Origin of the sequence: Streptomyces sp. CB03238, assembly GCF_002099185.1 — a bacterium.
Taxonomy (GTDB): Bacteria; Actinomycetota; Actinomycetes; order Streptomycetales; family Streptomycetaceae; genus Streptomyces.
In genome coordinates this window covers 494,344-509,388 of sequence record NZ_NBCN01000007.1, presented here as the reverse complement: position 1 = coordinate 509,388, position 15,045 = coordinate 494,344, and the positions used below count along the sequence as shown (strand labels likewise).

At 69.7% G+C, this 15,045-nt stretch carries 15 protein-coding genes, 1 tRNA gene and 1 pseudogene; 7 read left to right on the top strand and 10 right to left on the bottom strand.

Annotated features, from left to right (window positions below; translation table 11 throughout):
- Positions 1–22 precede the first annotated feature (22 nt).
- The 3 genes from BKD26_RS15455 to BKD26_RS15445 form a co-directional block, all read right to left on the bottom strand.
- On the bottom strand, positions 23–1,948 hold the full coding sequence (locus BKD26_RS15455) for an ABC transporter permease (protein WP_084898390.1): 1,926 nt from the start codon (positions 1,946–1,948) through the stop codon (positions 23–25).
- A gap of 79 nt (positions 1,949–2,027) precedes the next feature.
- Complete coding sequence (gene modA, locus BKD26_RS15450) at positions 2,028–2,834, bottom strand: molybdate ABC transporter substrate-binding protein (protein ID WP_084898389.1); 807 nt, start codon at positions 2,832–2,834, stop codon at positions 2,028–2,030.
- Positions 2,835–2,953: 119 nt separating this feature from the next.
- Complete coding sequence (locus tag BKD26_RS15445) at positions 2,954–3,349, bottom strand: helix-turn-helix transcriptional regulator (RefSeq protein WP_084898388.1); 396 nt, start codon at positions 3,347–3,349, stop codon at positions 2,954–2,956.
- A gap of 246 nt (positions 3,350–3,595) precedes the next feature.
- On the opposite strand from BKD26_RS15445, the gene BKD26_RS15440 reads away from it, so the two are divergent.
- The gene (locus BKD26_RS15440) at positions 3,596–4,015 is read left to right on the top strand and encodes a TOBE domain-containing protein (protein ID WP_084898387.1); all 420 of its coding nucleotides are present in this window, start codon (positions 3,596–3,598) and stop codon (positions 4,013–4,015) included.
- 96 nt (positions 4,016–4,111) lie between these two features.
- On the opposite strand, the pseudogene BKD26_RS41315 reads toward BKD26_RS15440, so the two are convergent.
- Positions 4,112–4,186: pseudogene (locus BKD26_RS41315) on the bottom strand (molybdopterin-dependent oxidoreductase); the annotation flags it as partial.
- Between the two features lie 148 nt (positions 4,187–4,334).
- Positions 4,335–5,087 (bottom strand): helix-turn-helix domain-containing protein, encoded by a 753-nt coding sequence (locus BKD26_RS15435; protein ID WP_084898386.1) that lies wholly within the window; start codon positions 5,085–5,087, stop codon positions 4,335–4,337.
- A 226-nt stretch (positions 5,088–5,313) separates the two neighbouring features.
- Between BKD26_RS15435 and BKD26_RS15430 the strand changes: the two genes are divergently transcribed.
- The 4 genes from BKD26_RS15430 (at position 5,314) to BKD26_RS15415 (ending at position 8,339) form a co-directional block, all read left to right on the top strand.
- A complete protein-coding gene (locus BKD26_RS15430) occupies positions 5,314–5,985 on the top strand; it encodes a DUF4097 family beta strand repeat-containing protein (RefSeq protein ID WP_084898385.1) in 672 nt (223 codons plus the stop codon).
- 20 nt (positions 5,986–6,005) lie between these two features.
- Positions 6,006–6,971, top strand: coding sequence for an ATP-binding cassette domain-containing protein (locus BKD26_RS15425; protein ID WP_084898384.1), 966 nt, complete (start codon positions 6,006–6,008; stop codon positions 6,969–6,971).
- Positions 6,968–7,753 carry an ABC transporter permease gene (locus BKD26_RS15420; RefSeq protein ID WP_084898383.1) on the top strand — a complete coding sequence of 262 codons (786 nt, stop codon included), beginning with the start codon at positions 6,968–6,970 and terminating at the stop codon, positions 7,751–7,753. The genes BKD26_RS15425 and BKD26_RS15420 overlap by 4 nt, the downstream gene beginning before the upstream one ends.
- A gap of 337 nt (positions 7,754–8,090) precedes the next feature.
- Positions 8,091–8,339, top strand: coding sequence for a hypothetical protein (locus tag BKD26_RS15415; RefSeq protein WP_241518667.1), 249 nt, complete (start codon positions 8,091–8,093; stop codon positions 8,337–8,339).
- 492 nt (positions 8,340–8,831) lie between these two features.
- Here BKD26_RS15415 and BKD26_RS15410 read toward each other — a convergent pair whose 3' ends face one another.
- From BKD26_RS15410 to BKD26_RS15400, 3 genes are all read right to left on the bottom strand, one after another.
- A complete protein-coding gene (locus tag BKD26_RS15410) occupies positions 8,832–9,503 on the bottom strand; it encodes a nucleotidyl transferase AbiEii/AbiGii toxin family protein (RefSeq protein ID WP_084898381.1) in 672 nt (223 codons plus the stop codon).
- A complete protein-coding gene (locus tag BKD26_RS15405; protein WP_084898380.1) occupies positions 9,500–9,847 on the bottom strand; it encodes a transcriptional regulator in 348 nt (115 codons plus the stop codon). Before BKD26_RS15405 ends, BKD26_RS15410 begins: the two co-directional genes overlap by 4 nt.
- Positions 9,848–9,974: 127 nt before the next feature.
- Positions 9,975–10,048 (bottom strand) — tRNA-Gly (locus BKD26_RS15400).
- Positions 10,049–10,519: 471 nt separating this feature from the next.
- Here BKD26_RS15400 and dcd point away from each other — a divergent pair.
- The gene (gene dcd, locus BKD26_RS15395; RefSeq protein WP_073756795.1) at positions 10,520–11,095 is read left to right on the top strand and encodes a dCTP deaminase; all 576 of its coding nucleotides are present in this window, start codon (positions 10,520–10,522) and stop codon (positions 11,093–11,095) included.
- Positions 11,096–11,097: 2 nt separating this feature from the next.
- Positions 11,098–11,595, top strand: a complete 498-nt coding sequence (locus BKD26_RS15390; RefSeq protein ID WP_084898379.1) for a phosphoribosyltransferase — start codon at positions 11,098–11,100, stop codon at positions 11,593–11,595.
- A gap of 60 nt (positions 11,596–11,655) precedes the next feature.
- On the opposite strand, the gene BKD26_RS15385 is transcribed toward BKD26_RS15390, so the two are convergent.
- Together BKD26_RS15385 and BKD26_RS15380 are read right to left on the bottom strand one after the other, a co-directional pair.
- Positions 11,656–12,528, bottom strand: a complete 873-nt coding sequence (locus BKD26_RS15385) for a YIP1 family protein (protein ID WP_084898378.1) — start codon at positions 12,526–12,528, stop codon at positions 11,656–11,658.
- Positions 12,529–12,674: 146 nt separating this feature from the next.
- A complete protein-coding gene (locus BKD26_RS15380) occupies positions 12,675–14,954 on the bottom strand; it encodes a (Fe-S)-binding protein (protein ID WP_084898377.1) in 2,280 nt (759 codons plus the stop codon).
- Between the last annotated feature and the right edge of the window lie 91 nt (positions 14,955–15,045).

Genomic DNA, 15,045 nt, shown 5'->3' with positions numbered 1-15,045 from the left:
CTCCCCACGGCCGGGCAGGTCCCTACCGGGCCACCAGCGTCACCTCGGTGGCCTTGACGCTGGTGAAGACCGGTGTGCCGTCGGCCAGGCCCAGGTCGGTGGCGGCGGCCGGGGTGATCTCGGCGACGAGGTCCGGGGCCTCGTCGGAGGTGACGAGGACGCGCATCCGGCTGCCGACGGCGGTGATCTCGCGCACGGTGCCGGGCCAGGAGTTGCGGGGGCTGCCGGTGGGTTTGTCGCGGTGCAGGGACACCGCTTCGGGGGCGATGATCGCGAGGGCGTCGGTACCGGCGGTGACGGGTTCGGCGGCGATGACGGCCGTGCCGTCCGGCAGGGTGAGGCCGTCGGTGGTGGCGGTGCCCGGCCAGGCGTTGCGGCCGAGCATGCGGGCGACCCAGGGAGAGCGGGGGTGGCGGGTCACCTCGGCCGGGGAGGTGTCCTGGAGCGCCCGGCCGTCCTCCAGGACGAGGACGCGGTCGGCGAGGGAGACGGCCTCGACGGGGTCGTGGGTGACGATGAGGCAGACGCCGCCGAAGCCGTCGAGGTGGCGGCGCAGGGTGTGGCGGACGTGGGCGCGGGTGGTCTGGTCGAGCGCGGCGAGCGGTTCGTCCAGGAGCAGCAGCCGGGGGCGGGTGGCGAGTGCGCGGGCGAGGGCGACGCGCTGGGCCTGGCCGCCGGAGAGCTGCGTGGGGCGGCGGTGGGCGAGGTGGCCGACGCCGAGGCGGTCGAGCCACTGCTGGGCGGAGACCCGGGCCTCGGCGCGCGGTACGCCTTGGGTGCGCAGCCCGTACGCGGTGTTGGCGAGGGCGGTCAGGTGCGGGAACAGGGCGCCGTCCTGCGGGACCCAGGCGACACCGCGCCGGTGGGGAGGGAGGCCGGTGACGTCGGTGTCGCCGAGCCGGAGGCGGGCGTGGGCGCGGTCGGTGAGGGCGAGCAGGGCGCGCAGGAGGGTGGACTTGCCGGCGCCGTTGGGGCCGACGACGGCGATGGTGGTTCCCGGTTCCGCGTCGAGGGTGAGCCGGTTGTAGCCGGTGACGTCGGCGTGCAGGGCCCAGAAGGCGTCCGGTTCCGGCACCGGTTCGGAGGATGACGGCGCCGGGAGCGGTACGGACACCGTGTCGTTCCGGTCGGGTCGCCGCGGTGCCGCGCCCCCCGGTGTGGGCGACGTCGTCCAGCGGCCGCGCAGGGCGACGAGGACGGCCATGGCGATGACGAGCAGCAACAGCGAGACGGACGTCGCCGCCTCGGGCTCGTCCTGGAGCAGCAGGTAGACCTGGAGCGGGAGTGTCTGGGTGCTGCCGGGCAGGTTGCCCGCGAAGGTGATCGTCGCGCCGAACTCACCCAGCGCCCGCGCCCAGGTCAGCGCGGCGCCCGCGGCCAGTCCGGGGGCGACCATCGGCAGCGTGACCGTGCGGAACACCCGGAACGGCGGCGCCCCGAGGGACGCGGCGGTCTCCTCGTACCGCTTGTTCAGCCCGGCGAGCGCGCCCTCCAGGCTGATGACGAGGAACGGCATGGCGACGAACGTCGCGGCGACGACCGCGCCGGAGGTGTGGAACGGCAGGGTGATGCCGAACCAGTCCTCCAGCCACGGCCCGAGCACCCCGCGCCGCCCGAACGCGAGCAGCAGGGCCACCCCGCCCACGGTCGGCGGCAGCACCATCGGCAGCAGCACCAGCGAGCGGACCAGCGCCTTACCGGGGAAGGACACCCGGGCCAGCAGCCAGGCGAGGGGCACGCCCAGGAGCAGGGACAGGCCCAGCGCCCAGAACGACACGACGAGCGACAGCCGCAGGGCCTCCACGGACTGCTCGCTGCTCAGGTGCTCGCCCAGCTCGCCCCAGGACGTACGGGCCAGAATCCCGACCAGGGGCAGAAGCAGGAACGCGACGGCCACCACCGCGGGCAGTGCCAGGGCGACGGGCGTGCGCGGGGCGAAGCGTTTCATCGGTGGTTCCTGCTGGTACGGGCACGAGGGCTGCCCGGTCCCCCGAGCGGGCAGCCCTCGTACGGATGGGGGATGGGGATCACGGCTTCTGGAAGCCGGCGTCCTGGAGGATCTTCTGGCCCTCGGGGGAGGACAGCCAGGCCACGAAGGCGGCAGCGGCCTCCGCGTTCTTGGAGTCCTTCAGCGTGGCGGCGGGGTACTCGGTGATGGCGTTCTGGGCGTCGGGGATCGTGACGGCGTCGACCTTGTCCGGCGCGCTGTCCGCGTCCGTCTTGTAGACGAGGCCCGCGTCGGCCTCACCGAGCTCGACCTTGCTGAGGACGGCGCGGACGTTGGGCTCCTGGGAGACCGGCTTCACCGTGATCTTCTGGGCGTCCAGGATCTTCTGGCTGTACTTGCCGGCCGGCACCTCGGGCGCCGCGAGGACGACCTTGAGCTGCGGGTCGGCGAGGTCCTTCAGCTCGCCGATCTTCTTGGGGTTGCCCTCGACGGTGGCGATGACCAGGCGGTTCTTCGCGATGACGGCCGGTGTGCCGGTCTCGCCCCGCACGCTGTCCATGCTCTTGGTGTCGGCGGTGACCAGCGCATCGGCGGGGGCGCCCTGCTTGACCTGGGCCACGAGTTCCTGGGAGCCCGCGAAGGAGAAGGTGATCTCCGTGCCGGGGTGGGCCTTCTCGTACGCGGCGCCCGCGGTCTTGAACACGTTCGTCAGCGACGCGGCGGCCAGCACGGTCAGGTTCGCCTTCGGCGCGGAGCCGGCGCTCCCCTTGGGCGACGCCGCGGAGTCCTTCTCGCCGTCGTCGTTGCCGCAGGCCGCCAGCGGCACGAGCAGGGCGGCGGCCAGGACGGCGGCCGCCGCGCGGCGACGGGTGAGGGTCTGGGGCATGAGGGTCGACTCCTGGTGTGACGTGCGTACGGGCGGGCGCCGCCCGGGGCGGTGGATGGGGTGAGCAAGCCGCGCCGGGACGGCGACGCCGCTGAACGGAACGAGCGAGAGCCGGGCGATCAGGTCCGGTCGATGTGCACGCTCGTGGACTTCACGCGGGCGGTGGCCTGCATGCCGACTTCCAGCCCCAGTTCCTCGACGGCCTCGCGGGTGAGCAGGGAGACGAGCCGGTGCGGCCCGGCCTGGATCTCGACCTGGGCCGCGACATCGCCGAGCTTGACGGCGGTGACGATGCCGGGGAAGGCGTTGCGGGCCGTGGTGTACGAGCTGTCGTCGTCTCCCTGGCCGCCCTGGGCGACCTCGATCGAGAACGCGGCCAGGTCCCGGCCGTCGATGAGGCGGCGGCCTGCTTCGTCACGGTGGGTCGCGACCCGGCCGGCGTCCGCCCAGCGGCGCGCGGTGTCGGGGCTGACGCCCAGGAGCCGCGCGGCCTGGCCAATTGTGTAGGACTGCATGTGCGACACGCTAGGGGGGTTCGGCTCGCATCTGCAATTCTTTGCGCCTTCCTCCGTGGCAGATGAGATGCCGATGGGAGGAAGCGCCAAGGGCCGCCTGCAGCGGCCCCCTGGGCTTTGCCGCGCCATGCGTCGGCACCTCCTGGTGGCTGCGAGGCAGGCCCGGCGGGCTGCCGCGAGCGTGGCTACAGTGATCAGGACGCGACAGGCAAACCCTCACAATTCGCCTCCTGTGGAGCATTCATCATGAGCTTGAGCATTCGGAACCAGATCCCGGGCACCGTCGTATCCGTCACGCCCGGCGAGGTCATGGCCACCGTCAAGGTGCGGCTCGACGGCGGGCAGGACCTCACCGCCGCCATCACCGTCGACGCGGTCAAGGACCTGGGTATCAACCAGGGTTCGGCGGTGCGCGTGCTCGTCAAGTCCACCGAGGTGTCGCTCGCCACCGGCCCGGTGCAGGGCCTGAGCATCCGCAACCAGCTCCCCGGGACCGTCACGGACATCGCCACCGGCGGTGCCATGGCGGGCGTCAAGATCGATGTCCGGGGCGCCGAGCTGACAGCCGCCATCACGAAGGAAGCAGCCGACGACCTGGGGCTCGCCGCCGGCGCCTCCGTCGTCGCTCTGATCAAGTCGACCGAGATCTCGCTGGCCACGGCCTGAGCCCGGCCGGTGCCCCGGCGCGCTGCCGCCGGGGCACCGGGGCACCGGGGCACGCCAGCCCGCCGAGGGCATGCCAGCCGGTGGTACGGGGCAGGGCCCGACCCGCACGCGCGTGATGGCGCTGACGTAGCGCGCGCCGCAGCGGTCGGACGGGACGACCAGCTGGCTGCCCTCGGCCTGGTGAGCTCACACCAGGGCCGACGCTGTATGACGAGGCCCCAGGCAGTGGATCCGCGCGGCGCGGGCGTCCGACGGGCACCTCCCGGGACTGCTCCTGGTGCTGGAACCCTCGGGCCTGTGCCGGCAAGACGGCTGTCCGTCAGTGATCTGGACGTGGCTCGGCGGTGCCACCCGAGGTCGTTTCGGCCTTGGCGTAGAGGACCTCGCGGGACTGCTCGGCGGCGCGGGTGATGCTCTCGCTGATGAAGTCGCTGAAGCGGGCGATGTTCTCGAGGCGGACGGCGGCGGGGGTGTCGGGGCCCAGGATGCCCACCCCCTGCCGCGCGATCTCGGCGAGCTGGGCGCTGGACCGGGCGGCGGCGATCGTCGACTGGTACCAGACGTCGTTGTCGACGACGTAGCGGTCGCGGCGGCGTTCGTCGCGTTCACGGCGGACGAGGCCCTGGCTTTCGAGGAACGCGATCGCTTTGGAGACGGACGCCGGGCTGACCTGGAGGCGCTGGACGAGTTCGGACGCGGTGAGGCTGCCCGCGTCGGTGGTGAAGAGGCAGGTCAGCACCCGAGCCGTCATCTTGGGCAGGCCCTGTTGCATGAAGAGGGTGGTGAACGTCTCCTCGTACTCGCGCACGGCCTCGGCGTCGCGTCCTGGGGCCGCCGCTGGGGCCTGCTGCCCTCTGGGTGCGGTCTGCCTGCGCCGGTGGGCGCGGCGTTCGGTGGCGCGGTGGGCCAGGTCGGCGCGGTAGTCGACGGGGCCACCGTTGCGCATGACCTCGCGTGTGACGGTCGAGGTCGGGCGGTCGAGACGTCTGGCGATCTCCGCGTAGGCGAGCCCGTCGGCCAGCCCCAGCGCGATCTGCTGACGTTCCTGCTGGGTGAGTCTGCCTCCCGGCATCGCGGTCTCCCTTCACGGTTCCTCAGATGCCCGCACTGTAGCTTTCACCGCTCATCCAATGCAACGCGCATGCTGCTGATGTTGCGTTAAATCTAGACCAGTTGCAACGATTCCACCCCTTCTACCTGCATTAACGCTGTTCATATGCAACGAACTCGTTGCCCAATGTCCGAACGCAACGTAGCTTTTGCGATGTCGGAAACACCAGCGAGTACAGGAGAGCACGATGCAGAAGTTCGACACCCCCGCCCCGGTCGCCGTCGTCGTCGACATCCCCGCCGGACGCCTTCAGGTCATCGCCGCCGACCGGACCGACACCACCGTCGAGGTCCGGCCCGCCAACTCCGCCAAGAGCCGCGACGTCAAGGCCGCCGAGCAGGCCACCGTCGACTACCGCGACGGTGTTCTGCGAATCGACGCCCCGGCGGCGAAGAACCAGTACTTCGGCCCGTCCGGATCGGTCGAGGTCACCGTCCGGCTGCCGGCCGGCTCGCGCATCGAAGGGAAGTCGTCCTGCGCCGAATTCCGGGGCGTCGGACGGCTCGGCGACATCACCTTCGACGGCGCGAACGGCGCGATCAAGATCGACGAGGCCGCGAGCGTCCGCCTCGCCGCCCTTGCCGGTGACGTCGTGGTCGGCCGCCTGGGCGGCCCGGCGGAGATCAGCACTCAACAGGGTGACATCAAGATCGCCGAGGCGGTACGCGGCACGGTCGCGCTGGCCACCCAGATGGGCGACGTGTCCATCGGCGCCGCCCGCGGAGTGTCCGCCTCCCTGGACGCCGGCACCGGCTACGGCCGGATCCACAACGCGCTGAAGAACACCGACGACGGCGCCGCCGACCTGAACATCCACGCGACCACCTCCCACGGCGACATCACCGCCCGCAGCCTCTGACCTCCGAAGGAGCACCCCTCATGACGAACCTGGCCATCGCGGTGAACGGGTTGCGCAAGTCCTACGGCGACAAGCTCGTGCTCGACGGTGTCGACCTGGCCGTCCCGGAAGGAACGATCTTCTCCCTGCTCGGACCGAACGGCGCCGGCAAGACCACCGCCGTCAAGATCCTCTCCACCCTTGTCTCCGCCGACCCGGGCACCGGCGCCGTCCACATCGGCGGCCACAACCTGGCCACCGACCCTCAGGCGGTGCGCGCCGCGATCGGTGTCACCGGTCAGTTCTCCGCCGTCGACGGCCTGATCACCGGCGAGGAGAACATGCTCCTCATGGCGGACCTGCACCATCTCTCCCGGCGCGAGGGGCGGCGGGTCGCCGCCCAGCTGCTGGAGCGCTTCGACCTGGTCGAGGCGGCGAAGAAGCCCGCTTCCACCTACTCCGGCGGGATGAAGCGCCGCCTGGACATCGCCATGACGCTGGTCGGCAGCCCGCGGATCATCTTCCTCGACGAGCCGACCACCGGCCTCGACCCGCGTTCCCGGCACAACATGTGGGGCATCATCCGCGAGTTGGTCTCCGACGGCGTCACCGTCTTCCTCACGACCCAGTACCTGGAGGAGGCCGACGAGCTCGCCGACCGTATCGCCGTGCTCAACGACGGCAGGAGCGCCGCCGAGGGCACCGCCGCCGAGCTGAAGCGGCTCATCCCCGGCGGGCACGTGCGACTGCGCTTCGCCGACCCGGCCGCGTACCAGAGCGCAGCCTCCGCCCTGCGCGAGGCCTCCCGGGACGACGAGGCGCTGGCGCTGCAGCTCCCGAGCGACGGCAGCCAGCGCGAGCTGCGCGCCATCCTCGACTGGCTCGACTCGGCCGGCGTCGAGGCCGACGAGCTGACCGTGCACACCCCCGATCTCGACGACGTCTTCTTCGCCCTGACCGGCGGCGGCGCCGGCGTCCCCAACCAGCCCATGGAGGCGGTCCGATGAGCTCCCTGTCCCTGGCCGTGCGCGACTCGTCCACGATGCTGCGGCGCAACCTGCTGCACGCCCGTCGCTACCCGTCGCTCACGCTGAACCTGCTGCTCACCCCGGTCATGCTGTTGCTGCTGTTCGTCTACATCTTCGGCGACACGATGAGCGCCGGAATCGGCGGCGGGGACCGCTCCGATTACATCGCCTACCTCGTGCCGGGCCTGCTGCTGATGACCATCGGCAGCACCGTGATCGGGACCGCGGTGTCCGTCTCCAACGACATGAACGAGGGCATCATCGCCCGCTTCCGCACGATGGCGATCCACCGCCCATCGGTGCTCGTCGGGCACGTCGTCGGCAGCGTGCTCCAGTCGATCATGAGCGTCGTCCTCGTCGGTGCCGTCGGCGTGGCCATCGGCTTCCGGTCCACCGACGCCACCGCCCTGGAGTGGCTGGCGGCGTTCGGGCTGCTCACGCTGTTCGCCCTGGCGCTCACCTGGATCGCAGTCGGCATGGGCCTGGTCAGCCCCAACGCCGAAGCCGCCGGCAACAACGCGATGCCGCTCATCTTCCTGCCGCTCATCTCCAGCACCTTCGTGCCGGTCGACGCGATGCCGGGCTGGTTCCAGCCGATCGCCGAGTACCAGCCGTTCACACCCGCCATCGAGACCCTTCGCGGCCTGCTGCTCGGCACCGAGATCGGCCACAACGGATGGCTCGCGATCGCCTGGTGCCTGGCGCTGACCGTTCTCGGCTACCTGTGGTCGAAGGCAGTGTTCAACCGCGACCCGAAATGACCCGCGGCCATCCCGCCCGAGGGCGGCGTACACCGACACCGCGTCGGCGCACGCCGCCCGTCGGCGTTCACGACCGGGCCGGCTCTCTGGGAGCGATAGGCCTGGGCAATGGTGGAGCGCGGACGTGCGCCGTACGCAGTCCCGGGCCCCACTCGGGGCGAATCGACGGGGGTGGTGCGTCATCGCCGTTCGGTCGAACAGTGCGAGGACACCTTCCGTGCCCGGCTCGAAGAGGGGCCATCGGCGCCGCCTTGAAATAGGCTCCGTGCCCATGAGCGCCATACAGCTGTGGAGACGAGTGCGTCAGGCGGACAGGCCGGTCGCTGTCATCGTAGGTATGGCGAACCTGCTGCTGTGCGGGCTGCTCCTCCTGATGCTGATCGGAGGAGTGCTGATCTTCGAGGCCACCACCCGGGAACAGGAGACCGCCGCTCAGCAACTCGCGGCCCGCATCTTCGGTTACTGGCTCGCGGGCGGGCTGCTGTTGTTCTCCGTACTGCGTATGATGCGGGCCTTGTTCAGCCACCTGGCCACGATGCTCCTGCCTCCCCTCGTGCTGATCTCGAGCTTGGCGTTGTCGATGTGACGCGCAGCACGGTGAAGCGCAGGCGCCGAGTCTCAAGTGCTGCGGGAGCCTGGGGCCACTGACCCGGTCCGGACGACAACAAAGCCCCGGGCCACTGGCCTGGGGCTTTCGCGTGGAGCGGGTGACGGGAATCGAACCCGCGCTCTGAGCTTGGGAACGCGGCCTGCGGTCGTGCCGTGGCTTCGTCACACGGCAGTCGTAGCTTCGCGGATGTGCTCGGTCTCGCGGTTCAGACGCTGAACTGTGCGCCGGGAAGTTGGCTGGCTTTCTTGACCATGGGGGAATCCAGCAGATGTACGCGACGGTGGCCGCAAGCACCGTCGAGGCCGTGCTGAGCCAGACTCCAGGACCACCCGCCACGGACATGGAATGCACGGGTGGTGAGGTGCCTTGCGCTCGTCTCGTGGGGGCATGACTCACTGCTGGCTCATCTGCGCCGCCAAGGGGAGGGCGTGATGTTCGGTGCGCCGAGCCTGCCGACGACGGAGCCGATCAGTTGTCCTGTGGGTCTTCCAGTTCCTGGAGCCGTTCTGCGATGTCATCGGCCCACTCCTGTGCCCATTGGCGCAGGGCAGCAATGGAGTGTGCGTCGAGTCCGTAAGCGGCGAACTCGGTGTCATCGATCCAGTCGGCGCCGCCGAGGCGGGCCTGGAGGTCGGTGAGATCGAAGGCCTCACGGGCGTGGCGGCGGCCGAGTTCTTCGAGTTCGAGATGGCTCCAGTGCTCCGTGGCGGCGCGTACGTCGATCAGGTCGCGGGCGAGTCCGCAGTGGGCCAGGGCGCGGACCTTGGTCCCGACGACATCCTCGAGGGACAGGACCAGGCCGTGCTCTGTCTGCACGGGCGGGCGCCAGAGTGCTTCCTTCAGAATGTCGACTTCGCACTCTTCGCCGCTGCCAGGGTCGGTGACGATCAGCCGGGCTGAGAGCGGTTCGGTCTCCAACGCATGCACCAGCCAACCACGCTCCTCCAGCCCGGCGCGTACGGTGTTGGCGATGTTCTCCATATGGGCAGGGCTCTCGGTGGCGACGTCTAGGTCCTGGCTGAGCCGGTCGACCAGGCCGTGGGCCTGTACGGCGTATCCACCGGTGAGCGCCAGCGGATAGGCGTCGCCCACGCTCAGTACGTCGGTGAGCAGGCGGCGGTGGAGTTCTGTCAGGTTCACGCAGCGGCCCGCGTGTCCGAGGTCAGCTCGGGGAACGCGTCTTCCCAGACAGCACGGAGGTCGCGGCTGATCAGCGTCCGAAGCTCAGGCCACATGCCGAGGAGCGTGTCACGGTTGAGGTGGCGCATCAGATCCTCGCGCATACCCTCGGCAAGGACGATCCGGTAATAGCTCATCCGCAGTCGCGGCTGGTCGAGATCGAACTCGGTCAGTCCGGACCACGCCAGGTGCAAGGGCAGGCGCACAGTTCCGTGGGCCGGGCCGGCGAGCATCGACAGCTCGGTGGGGAGCCGCCGGGCGAACTTGGCGCGGCGGAGCTCGGTGACGCTGGGCATGGATGCCATGCCACGATTATTCCGCAGGGCTCACGCCGGAACGCGGGACAGGCCCCAGTCGTGCGGATCTGGTGCGCGACGCCTGGCGTGGCCGGACAACAAGAAAGGCCCGGGTCTGCGACCTGGGCCTTCTGCGTGGAGCGGGTGACGGGAATCGAACCCGCGCTCTGAGCTTGGGAAGCTCATGTTCTACCATTAAACTACACCCGCGTAAGTCGGACCGGAGGACCGGTGCCGTACCGTCGCTCACTGTACCTCATTGGCAGGCCCCCGGTGTATTGCGCCGCGGGGTCTTTGTGCTGTGTGGGGGATGGATCCGGGTGCGGGGGGCGGGAGTTGAGGCGTACGGTGTGGGGGCGGAGTGCCGCCTGGAGTGGTGTCCCGTTGATCCCCTAATGTGGCTTTCTCGTCCACGCATTGGTTGGGGAAGAGACTCGATGGACTCCATGGAGCGCACCGTCGTCCGCTGTGCCGAAGGGCACGTTTTCAGTACCGCTTCGTTCCCGATGCAGCAGCTCGGTGCCGGCCGGATCGGGCCCGGGCGGTTGCTGCGGTGTCCGCGGTGTGCGCGGTTGCGGCAGGCCGTGCCCGTGGAGCTGCAGCGGCGGTAGCGCGGCGGTGGGAAGCGCGCGGAGGCTGTCCGATTGGGGCGGGCCCGCGCGCTCTGCGTATCCTCGGGGCGTGCTTCTCTCAGACAAGGACATCCGGGCCGAGATCGACGCCGGGCGGGTACGCATCGACCCGTACGACGACTCCATGGTGCAGCCCTCGAGCATCGACGTGCGGCTGGACCGCTACTTCCGGGTGTTCGAGAACCACCGCTATCCCCATATTGATCCGGCCGTGGAGCAGGCGGATCTGACGCGGCTGGTCGAACCCGAGGGGGACGAGGCGTTCATCCTGCACCCGGGGGAGTTCGTGCTCGCGTCCACGTACGAGGTGATCAGCCTGCCGGACGACCTCGCGAGCAGGCTGGAGGGCAAGAGCTCCCTCGGGCGGCTCGGGCTGGTGACGCACTCCACCGCCGGGTTCATCGACCCCGGCTTCTCCGGGCACGTGACGCTCGAGCTGTCGAACCTCGCCACGCTGCCGATCAAGCTCTGGCCGGGCATGAAGATCGGGCAGCTGTGCATGTTCCGGCTCAGCTCGCCGGCCGAGTTCCCGTACGGCTCCGAGAAGTACGGGTCGCGGTATCAGGGGCAGCGGGGGCCGACGGCCTCGCGGTCCTTCCAGAACTTCCATCGGACGCAGGTGTGAGCATGAGTGACGTACGGGAGAACCTGACCTACGAGAAGTTCGGGACCGCGATCCGCCAGCTCGCGCAGACCATCGCCGACGACGGGTACGAGCCGGACATCGTGCTGAGCATCGCCCGCGGCGGGGTGTTCGTGGCCGGTGGGCTCGCGTACGCGCTGGACTGCAAGAACATCCACCTGGTCAATGTGGAGTTCTACACCGGGGTGGGGACCACCCTGGAGATGCCGGTCATGCTCGCGCCGGTGCCGAACGCGATCGATTTCAGCGACAAGAAGGTGCTGATCGCCGACGATGTCGCCGACACCGGGAAGACCCTGAAGCTGGTGCACGACTTCTGCCTCGGCACGGTCGCCGAGGTGCGCAGCGCGGTCATCTACGAGAAGTCGCACTCCCTCGTGAAGTGCGAGTACGTCTGGAAGCGCACCGACGACTGGATCAACTTCCCGTGGAGCGTGGAGAAGCCCGTGGTGCAGAGGTCGGGGCAGGTGCTGGACGCCTGAGCCCGGACATGACGAAGGCCCCCGCCTTGGGCGGGGGCCTTCGTCGTACGTACGCGCGCGTCAGATCGTGCCCAGCTTGATCAGCGACAGCAGCGCCACCAGCTGGATCGCCGACGCGCCCAGCGCCTTCGGCCACGGCAGGTCGTGCGACTTGCTGACCATCGACGTGAACAACGCTCCCGCCGCCACCCAGGACAGCCACCCCACGACCTGTACGAGGGTGTTCTCGCCGCCCAGGAACAGCGCGAAGACCAGGCGCGGCGCGTCCGTCATCGACATGATCAGCATCGAGAGGCCGACCGTCGGCTGCCACGCGCCGTCACCGCCGAGCTGGCGCGCCAGGGTGTGCGTGACCGCGCCCATGATGAGGCCGCCGATGACGAACATCACGCCGGTGAGCAGGACGGACGGGATCGCCGTCGACAGCGTCGCGTTGATCGCCTCCTCGCGGGCCTGGTCGAACCCGAAGAGGGCCAGGAGGCCGTAGAGGAACGTCACCACCAGCGCGGGGCCCCACACCGCGTGGTCGCGCATCTGCCAGAACGTCGGGCCCGGGCGCTGCACGATGCCGCTGAGCAGCTGCTTCCAGTGCAGGCGCGGGCCGGCCGGCGTGGGGCCGGCGCCCGCCTGGTAGGTGGCGCCGTCCTGGTACGCGGCGCCCTCGCCGTACGCGTCGTCGTGGATGCTGAAGGCGCGCGTGTGGCCCGGGTTGTTGGCCGCGTACGGGTCGTGCGGGGCGGCCGGGGGCTGCTGCGCGTAGGGGTCGCCGAAGTACTCCGGCTCACCGTACGGTTGCCGGCCCTGCGGCCACTGCTGCTGCGGCCCCGCGTACGGGGGCGGCGGCGTGCTGCCGTACGGCGCCTGCTGCGGTGCCTGCGGGTGTTGTTGCCGTGTGCGGTTGTCCCGGCCGCGTCCGATCCTGAATCCAGCCACCCCTTGAAACTACCGGCTCCCGCTGTGGGCGGTGTCCGGGGCCGGGACGAAGGGCGCCTTTGCTGCTGAGCTGTGACATCCCCTAGGGGAGACTGAAGCGGCCGGACCCGCCCCCTGGGCAGGTCCGGCCGCTTTCGTACGAGGGGCTACTTCACCGGCTCCGGCTCGGCGTCCGCGCCCTCGTCCTCGCCGTCGCCCTCCGCCGGGGCCTCGGCCACGGGCTTCTTGACGGACTCCAGCAGCAGCTGGGCCACGTCCACGACCTGGAGGGACTCCTTCGCCTTGCCGTCGTTCTTCTTGCCGTTCACGGAGTCCGTGAGCATGACGAGGCAGAAGGGGCAGGCGGTGGAGACGATGTCCGGGTTGAGGGACAGCGCCTCGTCGACGCGCTCGGTGTTGATGCGCTTGCCGATCCGCTCCTCCATCCACATCCGGGCGCCACCGGCGCCGCAGCAGAAGCCCCGCTCCTTGTGGCGGTGCATCTCCTGCTGGCGCAGGCCCGGGACGGCCGACATGATCTCGCGCGGCGGCGTGTAGACCTTGTTGTGGCGGCCCAGGTAGCACGGGTCGTGGTACGTGATGAGGCCGTCGACCGACGTGATCGGGGTCAGCCTGCCCTCGTCGATGAGGTGCTGGAGCAGCTGCGTGTGGTGGATGACCTCGAACTCGCCGCCCAGCTGCGGGTACTCGTTCGCGATCGTGTTGAAGCAGTGCGGGCAGGTCGCGACGATCTTCTTGGCCGACTTGGGCTTCTTCGTCGACTCGTCCTCGTCGTCCTCGCCGAACGCCATGTTCAGCATCGCCACGTTCTCCTGGCCGAGCTGCTGGAACAGCGGCTCGTTGCCCAGGCGGCGGGCGGAGTCACCGGTGCACTTCTCGTCGCCGCCCATGATCGCGAACTTGACGCCCGCCATGTGCAGGAGTTCCGCGAAGGCCTTGGTGGTCTTCTTGGCCCGGTCCTCCAGGGCGCCCGCGCAGCCGACCCAGTACAGGTAGTCGACCTCGGAGAGGTCCTCGACGTCCTTGCCGACGATCGGGACCTCGAAGTCGACCTCCTTGGTCCACTCCACGCGCTGCTTCTTGGCCAGGCCCCAGGGGTTGCCCTTCTTCTCCAGGTTCTTCAGCATCGTGCCGGCCTCGCTCGGGAAGGCGGACTCGATCATGACCTGGTAGCGGCGCATGTCGACGATGTGGTCGACGTGCTCGATGTCGACCGGGCACTGCTCGACGCACGCACCGCAGGTGGTGCAGGACCACAGGACGTCCGGGTCGATGACGCCGTTCTCTTCGAGGGTGCCGATGAGGGGGCGCTCGGCCTCGGCGAGGGCGGAGGCGGGGACGTCCTTCAGGGCCTCCTCGGAGGCCTTCTCCTCGCCCTCCATGGTCTTGCCGCCGCCGGCGAGCAGGTACGGCGCCTTGGCGTGCGCGTGGTCGCGCAGCGACATGATCAGCAGCTTCGGGGAGAGCGGCTTGCCCGTGTTCCAGGCGGGGCACTGCGACTGGCAGCGGCCGCACTCGGTGCAGGTGGAGAAGTCGAGGATGCCCTTCCAGGAGAAGTGCTCGACCTGGGAGACGCCGTAGACGTCGTCCTCGCCCGGGTCCTCGAAGTCGATCTCCTTGCCGCCGGACGTCATCGGCTGGAGCGCGCCGAGGGCGGTCGAGCCGTCGGCGTTCCGCTTGAACCAGATGTTCGGGAAGCCGAGGAAGCGGTGCCAGGCGATGCCCATGTTGGTGTTGAGCGAGACCGTGATCATCCAGATCAGCGAGACGCCGATCTTGATCATCGCGGTGAAGTAGATGAGCGTCTGGAGCGTGCCGACGTCCAGCCCCTCGAAGGCCAGGACCAGGGGGTACGAGGCGAAGTACGCGGCCTCGTAGTGCTCGACGCCGTGGATCGCGCCCTCGAGGCCGCGCAGGACCAGGATGGCGAGGCCGATGGTGAGGATGACGTACTCGACGAAGTACGCCTGCCACGCCTTGGAGCCCGCGAAGCGTGACTTGCGGCCGGCCCGGGAGGGCAGGTTGAGCAGCCGGATCGCGATCAGGACGGCGATGCCGACCACCGTCATCAGGCCGATGAACTCGATGTACATCTCGAACGGCAGGAAGCCGCCGACGACCGGGAGCACCCAGTCGGCCCGGAACAGCTGCCCGTAGGCCTGCGCCAGCGTGGGCGGCAGGGTCAGGAAGCCGATCGCGACGAACCAGTGGGCGAAGCCGACGATCCCCCACCGGTTCATCCGGGTGTGGCCGAGGAACTCCTTGACCAGGGTGATCGTCCGCGCCTTCGGGTCGTCCGTGCGGCTGCCGGCCGGCACGGGCTGACCGAGCTTCACGAACCGGTAGATCTGCGCGACGGCTCGGGCGATGAGAGCAACGCCGACCACGGTCAGGGTCAGCGACACAATGATCGCGGCGAGTTGCATGGGGGCTCCTCGGGCCTGCGAGGTGGGAGATTCGGCACAACCAGTGTCACCGCTCGGCGCACTGCCTGAGTACTACTAAGTGGTAACTTAT

What these genes read in the sequence shown, in the direction of transcription:
- BKD26_RS15380 (WP_084898377.1), bottom strand. Translation starts at nt 14,954, where the DNA reads ATGCAACTCGCCGCGATCATTGTGTCGCTGACCCTGACCGTGGTCGGC.
- BKD26_RS15425 (WP_084898384.1), top strand. Translation starts at nt 6,006, where the DNA reads ATGACGAACCTGGCCATCGCGGTGAACGGGTTGCGCAAGTCCTACGGC.
- BKD26_RS15390 (WP_084898379.1), top strand. Translation starts at nt 11,098, where the DNA reads ATGAGTGACGTACGGGAGAACCTGACCTACGAGAAGTTCGGGACCGCG.
- BKD26_RS15445 (WP_084898388.1), bottom strand. Translation starts at nt 3,349, where the DNA reads ATGCAGTCCTACACAATTGGCCAGGCCGCGCGGCTCCTGGGCGTCAGC.
- BKD26_RS15415 (WP_241518667.1), top strand. Translation starts at nt 8,091, where the DNA reads ATGGCGAACCTGCTGCTGTGCGGGCTGCTCCTCCTGATGCTGATCGGA.
- BKD26_RS15405 (WP_084898380.1), bottom strand. Translation starts at nt 9,847, where the DNA reads ATGGCATCCATGCCCAGCGTCACCGAGCTCCGCCGCGCCAAGTTCGCC.
- BKD26_RS15455 (WP_084898390.1), bottom strand. Translation starts at nt 1,948, where the DNA reads ATGAAACGCTTCGCCCCGCGCACGCCCGTCGCCCTGGCACTGCCCGCG.
- BKD26_RS15440 (WP_084898387.1), top strand. Translation starts at nt 3,596, where the DNA reads ATGAGCTTGAGCATTCGGAACCAGATCCCGGGCACCGTCGTATCCGTC.
- BKD26_RS15435 (WP_084898386.1), bottom strand. Translation starts at nt 5,087, where the DNA reads ATGCCGGGAGGCAGACTCACCCAGCAGGAACGTCAGCAGATCGCGCTG.
- BKD26_RS15430 (WP_084898385.1), top strand. Translation starts at nt 5,314, where the DNA reads ATGCAGAAGTTCGACACCCCCGCCCCGGTCGCCGTCGTCGTCGACATC.
- BKD26_RS15420 (WP_084898383.1), top strand. Translation starts at nt 6,968, where the DNA reads ATGAGCTCCCTGTCCCTGGCCGTGCGCGACTCGTCCACGATGCTGCGG.
- modA (WP_084898389.1), bottom strand. Translation starts at nt 2,834, where the DNA reads ATGCCCCAGACCCTCACCCGTCGCCGCGCGGCGGCCGCCGTCCTGGCC.